Consider the following 13,571-nt stretch of genomic DNA (forward strand, 5'->3'; position numbering starts at 1 on the left):
GTTACTAAACTAACAAACTCGTAGAAACCCGGTTTCTAGCCGAAGAGTGTACAGGCTGAACTCAGAAACCGGGTTTCTTTGGAGATTGATTGTTACTAAACCAAAAAACTCGTAGAAACCCGGTTTCTCGCCCTGGCGCGTCAGCCTTATTTAAATCAAAATTTCTACGAACATCCCAGACTTTCTCGCGTAGAAACTCCCGTCACGGGATTGACACCATCGGCTTTTTCGCACATCATTGTTACTTGATAAGCATCGATAATTGCGTCGGTAAAATCAGCCCCGGAAATGGCTGCATCAAAAAAACGACTTCGAGTCATAATTGCTTCGGTGAAATTAGCATTCGTCAAATTAGCGCCGTCGAATGTAATTCTATCGGCTAAAGCACCGGACAGATTTGCACCTGACAAGTTGGCCTTCCACAAAACTCCCTTAGTCAAAATCGCATTGGTTAAATCAGCGCCTTGAAAGTTGGTTCCCCGCATCTCGGCGGCGACGAATGTTCCGCCCGCTAAGTCAGAATTGGAGAAATCGCGATCGGACAAGTTAATATTTGTGTAATTAATATTTTTTTTTGGTAGCGCAAATGCCGGAGTAGCACTCAGCATTACCCACCCAAAGGCTAACACTACACTTATAATTAGGCTCAGTAAAATTCGGAATAGACTTTTCATGATGATGAGAATAGGGAATAGGGAATGGGGAATTGGGAATTGGGAATGGGGAATTGGGAATGGGGAATTGGGCATTGGGCATTGGGCATTGGGCATTGGGCATTGGGAAGAAGGGAAAACAGGGCATTGCAAGCAACAAATAACCAATAACCAATAACCAATAACCAATAACTAATAACCAATAACTAATAACTAATAACTAATAACTAATTAAATCGCTTTACCAAATCTTCGCCGACGCGAAGTGTCAAGTCAGATTCAATTTCACCAGTAGAAGATGCTTCTATTTTACCATAGCCTAAAGTTTTTTGCAGAAGATTTGCTGCTTCTAAATCGCCTTGCTGTACAATAATTTGACTTTGACGTTGCTTGTCGGGCCAATCTTTGACTACAGATACGTTAGAAAAGCCCTTTTTTCTGAGAAATTCAGCGACGGTTTTGGCGGTTTTTGGGTTGCTAGAAGCATTTTGGACGGCGATTTTGAGGCTGCTGGGTGAAACCGGCTGGCTGGGATTGGCGTTTCGCCCTTGGGCAAAATCCGCTGCGCCTTGTTTGAAATATTGTGTCATAATGCGATCGCGCCCAGCAACATCGACAATCCAATAACTCCTCAAATCCCCTTGTGATGAGCTAGAGCGTCCCGGTAACATCACCATTTTAAAATTATCTCGCTCCAATTGCAAACCGAAATTTGCGATCGTCAATATTTCCTCAAAATTTAGGTTTGTATCTACATATTTTTGCATCAATCGCACAATTTGTGGCAATCGCACCAATACTGATGGACTTGCGAGGCGGTTGCGAATAGCTTGAATTAAAGATTGCTGTCGCCCAATTCGGCCGATATCTCCCAAACCGTCGTTGCGAAATCGAGCCAATTGTTCTGCTTCTTCTCCGTTGAGATTTTGCCATCCCTGTGCTAAATTTATGCTTAACTTTTGGGCTTTATCTGTATAGGACATCGCCCGAGGTACAAATACCTCAACTCCGTCCAACAAATCGACTAATTCCCGAAACGCAACGCTGCTGACTCGCACGTATCTTTCAATTGTTGCATTGTTGGCGATAGTGCTCACCAATCGCGCCGCCAAAACTGCTCCTCCTCTGGCATTTGCTTCGTTAATTTTGCTGAAGCTAATTCCGGGAATTTCGACTTTTGTATCTCGCGGAATTGAAAGCAAACTAATAGATTTCTCTCTAGGATCGAGGTGGAATAAGAGTATTGTATCGCTGCGGCCGTTAAAAATCTTGCGGGAATTGGGGACAGATCCGGGTACGCGGTCAATTCCGAGGATTAAGATATTAACAGGCCGCGAGAGGCGGTATCCAGAGCGGTTGGATGATATATAGTTAAAGCCTGTAGCGTCTAGGACTTTGCTAATCATTTGCGGTTCCACGGGTGCTAAGAGGGCGGTAATTGCCCCGAGTCCTGCGGAGATGGCTGCTGTGACAATTAGCACAAATAGCCCAAATATACATAGTGCTAATTTGAGCTTTTGTCTAGATTTGCGATCGGCTGGTTTAACAAAGTTTCTCTTAAAGATTGACAAGTTTTTCATTGACTTGCTCTTGATTATTACATTTTTTCAGCTTTGCAATAAAACTTGGGCGGTGCTTCTAGAAAGTATTTAAACAAAGCCGGACAAAGCCAGCCTTCGAGATTTTCGGCTTCCCACCGATACCAGTTTCCGCCGTATTCTGTTTTAAACCAAGCCATTTCTGCTTGATATCCGGGAAATGGATTGGCTGAAAATAATAGTCGGAAACCTTGAGCGGCGTTGGGAATGTCTGCGACAAGTACGTTAATCATTTCGGGGACGCCCTGAACAAATGGTTCTCGGACAAGTCCGGCTCGCTCGTCGTCAAAAACCCAGGTGTACTGTTCGCGATAGGGGAAAATTACCATCATGGCATTTGACATCGTATTCTCCTCTTTTTATTTTGTTTTTTGGGGATATAAATACAAGTCTTGATACATTATATTCGGTGCAGCGGAAGTTGTGTAAAATCCGATTTTCGTACCGTGTTTTAATGCTAATTTAAAATAAATTGCTACAATTCTTAATCTTGTACCAATTATTAAAACTCGCAGTTCTGTGAACTAGACGGTATTGTCGTATCCCTACAGATGCTCGCATACTATTTATAATATTTTGCCAGTTTTTTTAGGATTCGTATTAGTTGCTTAATTTTAGATAGTGAATATTTTAAATATAATTTTTTGCAATATTTATTTTGATATAGTGGCTCTCAGAAAGATAAGGTACGTTGTTGGGCTTCAGCCCTCTTACCGTAGATTGTAGACCAATACGGTTCATTTAAGAATAGTCAGGCTGCTAAAAGATGCTTGTATTTCCTGTAAATTCGTGAGATTAAACTCATTTGAAAGCTTTAATCCAAGCGTATTTAGGTATATTTGGTAAAAGCTGTTGTTGGGTAAGTTGGTAGATCACAAATCTTCGGAGGGCCCAAGCCCAACAACGTACCTTTTTTCGGAGGGCCCAAGCCCAACAACGTACCTTTTTTTTGAGGATTACTATAGTTAAGGTTTAGGTTTTTTGGGAATCTCCCGCTGAATTTCCTGTTAGCTCAGCTAGCGCTTTCGCTAAATATTCATACTGTGGCAAGGTATTATAAAATTGAGCTGAAATCCTCACCAGCCGCTTGCTAGAATCTGGCCAAGGAATAACCGGCACTTCTATTTTAAAAATCTGCCACAGCACCTCTTGCAATGGTGGAATTCCACCCGTTGCAGCGGCGTCAGGCTGTTCGTCGGCTAGTGGTATAACAGCCATAGAACCTACCATTTCATCGGGACAAGGCAGCGGCAAATCTAATTTATCTGCTAATATTTGTCTCCCAGCCAATGCTAAATCATGATTCTTTGCCATCAATTCCGGCCAGCCGCCACTCAACAAAGAACCCATGAAATCAATGGCTACAGGTACGCACAAATAGGGACTTGGATCGACTGTTCCCATCCAGTCAAATTCTAGTTGAAAGCGTGATTTGTCGGCGCGCGGTGAGTTGGCGCCGTGACTGATGGTAGTTGGCCGAATGCTATCTTGTTTGTCTCGCCTCACGTACAGAAAAGCTGCACCTTTCGGCGCGCACAGCCATTTGTGGCAATTTCCTGTGTAGTAAGCGGCGCCGATTTCTTCTAAATTCAGTGCTACCATTCCCGGTGCGTGAGCTCCGTCTACTAATACATCTACGCCGCGATTAGCTAATTCGCCGACTAACTGTTTGATGGGAAAAATTAAACCTGTTTGGCTGACAATGTGGTCTAATAAGGCTAATTTTGTTTGCGGGGAAACGCACTTAATTATTGCTTCAATAATTTGTTCTGGCGATTCAATGGGAAATGGTATTTCTGCTACTATTACTTTGGCGCCTGTGCGCTCTGCGATAAAATCTAGTGTGTTGCGACAGGCGTTGTATTCCTGATTTGTGGTTAGCAATTCGTCGCCCGGACTAAAATAGAGCGATCGCAAAACGGCATTGACTCCAGTGGTAGCATTCGGCACAAAGGCTAATTCTTCTTCGCCTGCACCAATAAAGGTGGCTAACTGATTTCTGGCGTTATCTAACAGCGGCTCAAATTCCCGCATTAAAAAGCGCAATGGTTCTCTTTCCAGTTGTTCTCGAAAACTGGTTTGCGCTTCCAGTACGGGAATCGGACAGGCTCCAAAGGAACCGTGGTTGAGGAATGTGATTTCGCGATCGAGTAACCAATATTCGTTAATCATTAGTTATTAGTCATTAGTTATTAGTGCGAGCGTCCCCGCTCGCGAACCCTATTAGTCATTAGTCTGTCAACTGTCAACTGTCAACCATTTTACCTTTTAATTGCTCAAATTCTTCTAGTGTATTGCAATTCGATAGCATGACTGCTTCTCGTTCCCCTACGGGTAGAGGGATTACTTGGATTTGATTTAACCACTGTTGAAATGAATGTCCCCCTTTGTCAATAAAACTTTGCAAGCTGGACAGAGATTGTTTGCGGTAGAAACCGCATAATGGCTCCCAGCGCGAATTTTGATAGGGGACAACTGCTAAGGTAGATGGGGGAAACTCTGTTAACTTACTCGCCCAATTATCAATGATTCGGGAATCTAATAAGGGCAAATCGCAAGCTAATAGCAAAATCCAGTCGGCAGAAATGTCCGTCAGTCCTTGAGTTAATGCCACTAAGGGGCCGGAACCCGGATTGTACTCTACCAGAAATTGGGATTTTTGGGTTGGGGTCGATCGATAGCGATCGGGCCAAGCAGTCAAAACATACACTTCTGGCGTTAAGGCTGCTGCAACCTCACACGCCCGCTGCAACAGGCTTTTACCCTCAATTTCTAGGAGAGATTTATCTGTACCCATCCGCGAACTTTGACCGCCTGCGAGCACAATTACTGCTATTTTATGGTTAATCATTGGGCATTGGGCATTGGGCATTGGGCATTGGGCATTGGGCATTGGTCATTAGTTAACGGTTAACTGTCAACTGTCAACTGTCAACTGTCAACTGTCAACTGTCAACTGTCATTAGCACTCAACCTGATTGATTGTGCTCAATTCAAAGCACTAACGGCTTTGCTAACTTCCTCAAGTTTTTGCACTACTTGACCGCTGCTTAATAAGGTTTCTGCCTCAATCAAACCAGAGTCCATATCCAAACAAATTCCGCTGCGCCACAGATAAAATCCGCCGTTCCAGATAGCAGATTGCATCATTTCTGAGGGTTTTCCTAACAAAACTTCCTGCATTTGTTTGAATAACTCAGATGCTGATTCAAAGGCGGGATTTGTACTGCTAAAACCGTAATCTCCGTGGGCTAAAAGCACTCGCTCGAACTCGGCGCCCGGTTTAGCAATGCCGATAATTGCAGTTCGATCGCGCGGCAAGTCGCAACTGCCCTCCAATCCTTTGACTGTGGTATAATTTTTGACTCCCCGCAACTCAAAGGCTGCTTGAAACATACCCTCTGTAGGCGGGTGCACGTAGCCTGAGATGACGTTAACGTCGCCGGCGCAGGGACACCACATCAATTCCATTGTCGAAAAAGGCGGCCGTTTGCCGATTTCGCGGCGGTAGGGCACTAAACTCGCGGCTTGAGGAAAATGCTTGGGAAGGTAAACAAAACCTAAACCCGTACTGTTAAAAACTTGCTGGACTTTTTCTAAACGGAGTTTTCTCCAGTCAACTCCTAAACCGCGCCAAATTTCGATTAGGGGAATGCCTTCTTTGGTTGGCATTGTCTCCCCTCCGTGCATGACGGTTGGGACGCCAGAGGCGGCTAATATTAGGGCGGTTATTGGGCTAATTGGAGCGGTGCGCGATCGCCCGTCGTAGGCTACGCCAAACACGGCGACGCTAGAAACGGCAAATCCTTTTTCTCGGTTGGGAGGGGCAAGCATCGGCCCCAATTCTTCGTAAGCATCCAGCATTCCGGCTAATTCTTCGCCGGTGGGCCGTTTGATGCGATGGGAAATCATGAAAGCTCCGATTTGAGTCGGTGTTGCTTCTCCTAGCAGCATCATTCGCGTGGCTGCTGCTGATTGCGATCGAGTTAAGTTTTCTCCTGTGTGTACTCCACTGCCAATTTTTCGTAGCAATTCTCTAAATGCGTCACTCATAATTATTGAAGTTGGTCATTGGGCATTGGGCATCGGGCATTGGGCATTGGGCATTGGGCATTGGTTATTGGTTATTCGTTATTGGTTATTCGTTATTCGTTATTGGTTATTCGTTATTGGTTATTCGTAACGCCCTAAAATCTCAAATTTCAAATCTCAATTATAAACAGGTATTAATTTCAGGATTTTACTACTTTGATGACATCACATGGTGGTACAAGTTCCCGTACCAGATTCCAGAAATGGGCGATCGGCGGAATTTGCATTCGATCGTGAGTTGTTACCAACACCACTTCGCGAGTCCAAGTCGGATCGATCGCCGATTGTCCGTTAGCGAAGCCCTCGAAGAGGATCGCCGAAACCTTGGAATTTGGGCGCTCAAGAGCGATCGATCGAATTGCTAAAGTGCGATCGGCCTTAGCGTCTAGCAAAGCTGAATGCGGCAGCAAAGCAATCAATTCTCCCTGGCGCACCACGCCTCGAAAAGCATCGAGAGTGTTGAGTTCCAAAACAGCATGAAGTTTAGCACCGATGCGTCCGAATTGCTCTTGTACCATGCGCTGCATTCCGTACCCGTCCTTAAACACCACTTGCGGGTAACAAATCAATTCCGGCCAAGGTACTCGATCGTACTGGGCCAGGGGATGACTCGCGGCCATTAATACCTCGATCGGCTCATTGTAGAGCACCTCAACCAACATTTCCGGGGCTTGAGTAAAATAGCGGTTGTTCATCACCACCGCGATGTCCACCAAACCGTCTTTGAGAACTTTCAAAGCTCGATCGCTTCCCAGGGATGTCACGCGCAACTGCACCTCAGGATAGCTGCGACAAAACCTTTGCAGCACAGGCGGTAAATAAGCAGCGCAAACCGAGTGAATCGCAGCCACGCAAAGTTCCGGCTGTTTTCCCGCCAGCAAGTCTCCCAATTCGACCGCAGCATTTCGCCAACTCTGACAGATTTTGCGAGCGTGAGGTAACAGGCGTTCCCCTCCCACTGTCAGCTTGGCGTGGGCGGTGCGGTGAAACAGCGACAAACCCACTTCCGCTTCAAGTCCCTGCACTTGACGGCTAATAGTCGATTGGGTGACGCCGCACTTCCGGGCTGCTTGCTGAAAGCTACCGGTTTCAGCAACTGAAAGAAATGCTTGAAGCTGCTCTAAGCGCATGGATGTTTAATTCGAGATGGTTTGAGAACTTTGACTGGGAGATCGTCAGAGACATTAGAGACCTTAACCGATTTAGTAGAATAATTTAGTACGTCTTGATACAGGTGCAGATTAGTTTGGATTCTGGTTCTAGAGGCGCGGATGCTTGGCTCTACAAATTAATTTGCTCGGTCAGGATTTATTAGGCTAAATTAGACTTAGACTATTCCATTCTCTGAGATTAAATGGGAGCATCTCTGTTTTGCAAGAAGCATTTTTTAAAGAGCGGACTGAAGTCCGTACTACGAACCTTTTTTGAACTCCCGACAGCACTGCATTTTTTAAAGAGCGGACTGAAGTCCGTACTACGAAACTTTTTTTAGCTCCCGACAGCACTGTAAATGCAAAACTGAGATGCTCCCAATTAAATCCATTATATGACTGGAAAACTTGATTGATAAAACGATTTAATTCAGCAAAGTTGAGCGTTCGATGTTTTTAAGTTTGTAACTCAACAGATTTAATGAATTGCACTGTCATAGGGGTTTCCTCAATCACTCTAGCTAACTTGTTTGTATGTAAGATTAAAAGTTAAAAGCTAGCATTTTAGATCGTACATCTTTCAAGATTATAGTACCTGGCTCTCCCTATTACTGTCAATAAATGTCCGAATCTTGCCGCCCGTTTGAAACCTCCGATGAACTTTCATCCCTGCCTAAAGTCACTGTTGTTTTCTGTTTTTTTGTGTATAGACTAGGAATTAGCGGGTCAGCAACACAAGTGCAAGTACGATCGATCGCACAGGAAAGGCGAAATGCAGAATTTTCTTAAGATTATGTCATTTAAGCACAATTTTATGCCCCAAGGTGGATGGGAAGAGTGGCAATTGCAGTTAATGGGACTGCACGCGGTGAGCGATTTGTTAATTGCCTTGGCTTATTACTCAATTCCAGCGATGCTGATCTACTTTGCCAGGAAGCAGCGGTATGTGCCTGCAAGCAAGGGTTTTATCCTATTGGGACTCGGGTTTTTCTGCGGTGGGACAACTCACCTGATGCAAGTTTCGATGCTGGTTCATCCCAGCTACGCGCTGTCAAGTTTGCTCGCCGCCGTTACCGCTATCATTTCTGTGTGGGCTGTGGCCCAATTGATGCCCTCGCTTTCTCAAGTGTTGGCGGTGACGCGGGCGACACAATTAGCAGCAAATACAGCGCTGGAAAGTCAAAAGGCCGATCGACCGCAAGCTGGCTGTACCATTGAAAATCCCGTCCCATCCCCCAGCAGCGAACTCGGGCCAATTAACCAGCAATTGCTCCTAGAAATAGCGCAGTCGGAGGGAGTCCAACAACTCCTGCTGGAAATTGCCAACAAGCTGCAAGCAAGCGAAGAACGCTTTCGCGCTTTTCAGGAATTATCTCTAGACGGATTTAACGTGTTTCGCAGCATTCGTGACGGCTCTAAAATTGTCGATTTTGAATGGGAATACGTCAATCCCGCTGCGGCAAAAATTCAGCAAAGCACTCCTGAAGAAATGGTCGGAAAGCGATTGCTGCAAGTCCTGCCCGGTCATCAAGATAGCGGTTTGTTCGATCGTTACGTGCAAGTTGTAGAAACAGGAATTCCCCTCAATACTGAGATTTCTTACAACAGCGAAGGCATTGTGGGCTGGTTTCGGATTGTGACCGTTAAATTGGGCGATGGCATGGCTATTTCTTTTAGCGATATTACTGACCGCAAGCAAGTAGAAGCATCCCTGCGCGACGCCCTGCAAAAACTCACTTCTCATTTTGAAAATACGCCCCTAGCTGTGATTGAGTGGGATGAAAATTTTCGCCTCAGTGGGTGGTCTCCGGCTGCTGAAAAGATTTTTGGGTGGAAGGCAACAGAAGTTTTAGGCAAGCATTTTAGCGAATGGAACTTTATTTTTGACGGCGATGTGAAAGATGTACAAGCGGCAATTGAGAGTTTGAAAAACCAACACGAACGGTGCAATGTCGTTCGCAACAGCAATTATGATAAGTCGGGTTCTTTGGTGCATTGCGAGTGGCACAATTCGGCTTTTTACAGCGATTCTGGACAGTTGATCTCGATGCTGTCTCTGGTTTTGGACGTGACGGAACGCTTTAAGTTTATGGAAGTGCTGCGACAGTCAGAAGAGCGGTTTCGGATTGCGGCAGAAAGTGCGAGCGATTTGATTTACGAATGGGATATCGAGACCGGTATCGTGCTGTGGTTTGGTCGTGTAGATGAAATTTTGGGGTACGAAAAAGGCAGATTTCCGAGGACGAGAGCAGCTTGGAACAGTATTTTAAATTCGGAAGACCGATCGCAAATCGAGGCCGCAGTCGATCGATATTTGAGCGCGCCAGACAATTGGACTGCCCCATTTTTTCAGGAATACCGCGTGCAATGCTCCGGTGGTGGCTTGCTCCACTGGATCGATCGGGGCAAAGTAGTTCTTGACAAACAAGGCCATCCGTGGAAATGGATCGGCGTGATTAGCGACATCAGCGATCGCAAAGAGGCCGAAGAACAGCGAAATCAGGCTTGGGCGCGGGAACAAACCGCCCGCCGCGCAGCCGAAGCCAGCGAACAGTTGTACCGCATCCTCGCTGAAACTATCCCCCAAATAGTTTGGACTGCTTGGCCTGACGGCTGGATCGACTACTACAACCAACGCTGGTTTGAATACACCGGTTTGACCCTAGAAAAAACTCAAGGCTGGGGGTGGCAGCCAGTGGTGCATCCAGATGACTTGAAAAATTCCCTGGAACGCTGGAATGAGTCGGTGCAGATGGGGGAGACCTACGAGGTGGAATACCGCTTGAAACGGGCATCTGACGGGGTTTACCGCTGGCATCTGGGTCGCGCCATGCCAGTACGGGACGCTGACGGAAACATCCTCAAGTGGTTCGGGACTTCTACTGATATTGACGATCGCCAGCGATCGGCCCAAACAGCGGATTTGCGCGCCCGAGCTTTGGCTGTGCTGTCATCGGCTTCTTTGAATTACCAAGAGGCGCTGCAAGATTTGGCAGATTTAGCAGTACCGGGGCTGGGGGATTGGTGCTGCGTGCATTTAATCGAGGCCGACGGCTCGATCGGCTTGCAAGCAGTTGCTCACTCAGATCCGAGCAAAGTCGCTCTGTTGTGGCAAATCAATCGCCGTTTGCCGGTAGACCCCCAGGGACGCCACGGAGTAGCAAAGGTGCTGCGGACTGGAGAATCGAAGCTCTACCCAGAAATACCGCATTGGGCGATCGAGGCGGTGCTGTCGGACAACGAACTGTTGGAAGTGCTGTGCTACCAGAACCCGCTGTCGGCAATCTGCGTGCCGCTGATCGCTCGCGGGCGGACGCTGGGAGCGATTTCGTTGCTGTGCGGAGAGTCCGGCCGCCGCTGCGGCGAGGGCGATTTGATTTTGCTCTCGGATTTGGCGCGGGATGCGGCGGTGGCGATCGATAATGCGCGGCTTTACCGGGAAGCAGCGGAGGCCAACCGGATTAAAGACGAGTTTTTGGCAACGCTTTCTCACGAGTTGCGGACGCCTCTGAATGCAGTTGTCGGCTGGGCCCAGATACTGCGACAGCGCAAGTTGAGTGCCGAAAAAACGGCTGTGGGTTTGGAGACGATCGAGCGAAACGGGCGGTTGCAGACTCAGATGATTGAGGATTTGCTGGACGTTTCCCGGATTGTGAGTGGCAAAGTATGTTTGAAGCTGCGCCCCGTGGATTTGGTGCCGATTGTAGAAACCGCAGTCAAAGCGCTCGCCCCTGATGCTGAAGCTCGGGGAGTTGAATTGGCGACTTTTTATGGCGAAGGGGTGAGCTTGGTGAGGGGCGATGCTACTCGTTTGCAGCAGGTAGTGTGGAATTTGGTCTCGAATGCCATTAAGTTTACGCCACCGTCCGGTAGCGTGGAAATCAGGCTCTCGGAGGAGGGGGAACCGCGATCGGCTGGTAGTGCCATGTTGTCTCCGTCTCCGGTTCACTCTGTGACGATCGCCGTTAGCGATACGGGAATTGGCATCAGCAAGGAGTTTTTGCCGTTTGTGTTCGATCGCTTCCGCCAAGCTGACAGCAGTCATACACGCAATTACGGCGGGCTGGGAATCGGATTGGCGATCGTCCGCCATCTCGTGGAACTCCACGGCGGCACTGTCTGGGCCCAAAGTCCCGGCCTGGGACTCGGCTCGACTTTCGGGGTGCGATTGCCTATTGAAAAGAGGTAAAGAAGACAGAAGAAGACAGACGGCGGTTGAAACCGCGCCTAAACAGACAAAACCCGCCTCCGCGGGTTAAAGAGTGTCCGGTTGAAATTACCTTATCCTCTTCAGTCCGCGGAGGCGGACATCGTTTGTGTAGTCGCGAATTCTATTCGCCGTCTTTTCTTAATTCTGCTATTGCATCCTAATTCTCTTGCCATTCTTGCAGGGCGATCGCAATTCCCTGTTTTAATCTGGGTTCGAGACTTGGACGATCGACTAAACTTGCTAATTGCTGCCGAACCTCTCCCCCACCCAGCCGTTTGAGTGCTGATAAACTATGCAGTCTGACGCTGTTATCGGCATCTGCCAACAGTTGAATCAACACATCTACCGCTCTGATATCTCCTAATTGTCCTAACGCTAAAGCCAAAGATTGTTTGATTTGGGAAGACTGCACGGCGGGATGATTGCCCTCTAGCAAATCGATCGCAATTTCAGCAGCTTTGGTTTTTAATTCCGGCTTTTCCACTCGCCCCAAAACAGTGACAATCTCTTGACAAACAGCAGGATTCTTGTTTTGAATTAATCGGTGTTCATCGATAATTGGAATTGCAGAATTACTTGTCAATACCTCGCCTTCTAAATCAGCAGCCGATCGCCAGATCAGCGCTTTTTGCAAATATTCTAAACCGGCAGCGGTTTCACTCCAGCCGAGGGCACGCACAGTTTCGATTTGCAATTCAAGGGGAGTTGCGGGCGATCGCAACAATTCAAATAAAGCCGCCGCCGCAGCATCGGTTTTCAGTCGCCCAATTGCGATCGCCGCCTCCTGACAAACTTCTAAACGGATATCCCAAAGCAAAGGTTTGAGCAACTTAACTAAATCTAATTCTGCATCTAAATAGGCGCGCACCCCAAGAGCCCGCACCGCTTCCTTTCTGACTGCTGTCGCCGGATCTTTGAGTGCACCTACCAGTACCGACGGAATCCGAGAGTCGTGAAAACTACTCAACGCCTCAATAGCGCAAGCACGCACCGCAACTTGAGAATCCGTGACTACACTCAACAGCGGTGGGATAATTTCGGGGCGCCGAATTTGGGCGAGGGCTGCTGTAGCAAACTGTCGCGAGTCTGCTTGTTGTAGGAGAGTTGTCAGGGATTCGATCGCACTCGTGCCGAAATTTCCTAGAGTTTCCGCCGCAATTTGGCTCAATTCTTCATCAGAATTTTCGATTAATTTTACTAAAGCTTGCATCACTTCCGGGCGATTGCCTTTGGGATAGCTAGGCTTCACGAACTTTCCGAGGATGCGGGCGGCAAACCACCGGGGCTCTGTATCTGCATCTTCGTCTTCAAGCAAGGCGATTAAAGGTGCGATCGCGCCATTTCCCAGATTGGGCAATACCTTAGCAATTTCCCAGCGGTCTTGAAAATCCCCCCATTTTAAGGCTGCGATTGCTAAACTGACAGCCTTTTCTAAAATATGTTCTTCCGGCTGCTGACTACCGTTTGCTGTCAATTGCTGCAAGCATTCAACTAAAAGAGGCCAGTTTTGGCGATCGGCAGCCACTTGGGCTTCTTCTAAAATATTAGACATAAATTTAATTTAGCTTCAAGAAGGTAGATGACAGCTAGCGCAGAATGCCAGAGACTTTTCAGCAATCTTTTGCTAAAATTATCAATCATTTGAGATTAATTTGATACTCCCCAGCCCGCTCCGGGACGGGGATTCTTGAAGAGTCCAGATGCGAACTTTCAAAGGCGAAATCAAAGCGCCCCTACTGACTCCTTTTAGGCATAGCCCTAAAGTTGTCGCTACTTTTCGCAAAATGTTCGCAGCGCCATTGCAGTCTGCATTAATTTTGCTTCCATCTTTTGACCGATATAATCCACGATTAACGCGCTTTCCAGA

10 protein-coding genes and 1 pseudogene are annotated in these 13,571 nt (G+C 47.2%); 2 read left to right on the forward strand and 9 right to left on the reverse strand.

What is annotated here, in order from left to right:
• Positions 1-164: 164 nt before the first annotated feature.
• Positions 165-674 carry a pentapeptide repeat-containing protein gene (locus JGK07_RS29215; protein WP_293175093.1) on the reverse strand — a complete coding sequence of 170 codons (510 nt, stop codon included), beginning with the start codon at positions 672-674 and terminating at the stop codon, positions 165-167.
• Between the two features lie 24 nt (positions 675-698).
• Here JGK07_RS29215 and JGK07_RS29220 point away from each other — a divergent pair, with 24 nt between their 5' ends.
• Positions 699-824 (forward strand): hypothetical protein, encoded by a 126-nt coding sequence (locus JGK07_RS29220; protein ID WP_293175095.1) that lies wholly within the window; start codon positions 699-701, stop codon positions 822-824.
• A gap of 56 nt (positions 825-880) precedes the next feature.
• On the opposite strand, the gene JGK07_RS29225 is transcribed toward JGK07_RS29220, so the two are convergent.
• The 6 genes from JGK07_RS29225 to JGK07_RS29250 all read right to left on the reverse strand — a co-directional run bounded on the left by JGK07_RS29225 (position 881) and on the right by JGK07_RS29250 (position 7,473).
• Positions 881-2,233 carry an LCP family protein gene (locus JGK07_RS29225; RefSeq protein WP_293175097.1) on the reverse strand — a complete coding sequence of 451 codons (1,353 nt, stop codon included), beginning with the start codon at positions 2,231-2,233 and terminating at the stop codon, positions 881-883.
• A 17-nt stretch (positions 2,234-2,250) separates the two neighbouring features.
• Positions 2,251-2,595, reverse strand: coding sequence for a DUF6717 family protein (locus tag JGK07_RS29230; RefSeq protein ID WP_293175099.1), 345 nt, complete (start codon positions 2,593-2,595; stop codon positions 2,251-2,253).
• A 628-nt stretch (positions 2,596-3,223) separates the two neighbouring features.
• Positions 3,224-4,423, reverse strand: coding sequence for an aminotransferase class V-fold PLP-dependent enzyme (locus JGK07_RS29235; RefSeq protein WP_293175101.1), 1,200 nt, complete (start codon positions 4,421-4,423; stop codon positions 3,224-3,226).
• Between the two features lie 73 nt (positions 4,424-4,496).
• The gene (locus JGK07_RS29240) at positions 4,497-5,102 is read right to left on the reverse strand and encodes a molybdenum cofactor guanylyltransferase (RefSeq protein ID WP_293191811.1); all 606 of its coding nucleotides are present in this window, start codon (positions 5,100-5,102) and stop codon (positions 4,497-4,499) included.
• Positions 5,103-5,239: 137 nt separating this feature from the next.
• Positions 5,240-6,304 carry an anthranilate phosphoribosyltransferase family protein gene (locus JGK07_RS29245; RefSeq protein WP_293191814.1) on the reverse strand — a complete coding sequence of 355 codons (1,065 nt, stop codon included), beginning with the start codon at positions 6,302-6,304 and terminating at the stop codon, positions 5,240-5,242.
• Between the two features lie 179 nt (positions 6,305-6,483).
• Complete coding sequence (locus tag JGK07_RS29250) at positions 6,484-7,473, reverse strand: LysR family transcriptional regulator (protein WP_293243318.1); 990 nt, start codon at positions 7,471-7,473, stop codon at positions 6,484-6,486.
• Positions 7,474-8,266: 793 nt separating this feature from the next.
• Here JGK07_RS29250 and JGK07_RS29255 point away from each other — a divergent pair.
• Positions 8,267-11,683 carry a PAS domain S-box protein gene (locus JGK07_RS29255; RefSeq protein WP_293175109.1) on the forward strand — a complete coding sequence of 1,139 codons (3,417 nt, stop codon included), beginning with the start codon at positions 8,267-8,269 and terminating at the stop codon, positions 11,681-11,683.
• Between the two features lie 178 nt (positions 11,684-11,861).
• On the opposite strand, the gene JGK07_RS29260 is transcribed toward JGK07_RS29255, so the two are convergent.
• Positions 11,862-13,256 (reverse strand): HEAT repeat domain-containing protein, encoded by a 1,395-nt coding sequence (locus tag JGK07_RS29260; protein WP_293226312.1) that lies wholly within the window; start codon positions 13,254-13,256, stop codon positions 11,862-11,864.
• An 81-nt stretch (positions 13,257-13,337) separates the two neighbouring features.
• A pseudogene (locus JGK07_RS29265) lies at positions 13,338-13,571 on the reverse strand (hypothetical protein); the annotation flags it as partial.

This window comes from Microcoleus sp. PH2017_24_DOB_U_A (assembly GCF_020738205.1).
Taxonomy (GTDB): Bacteria; Cyanobacteriota; Cyanobacteriia; order Cyanobacteriales; family Microcoleaceae; genus Microcoleus.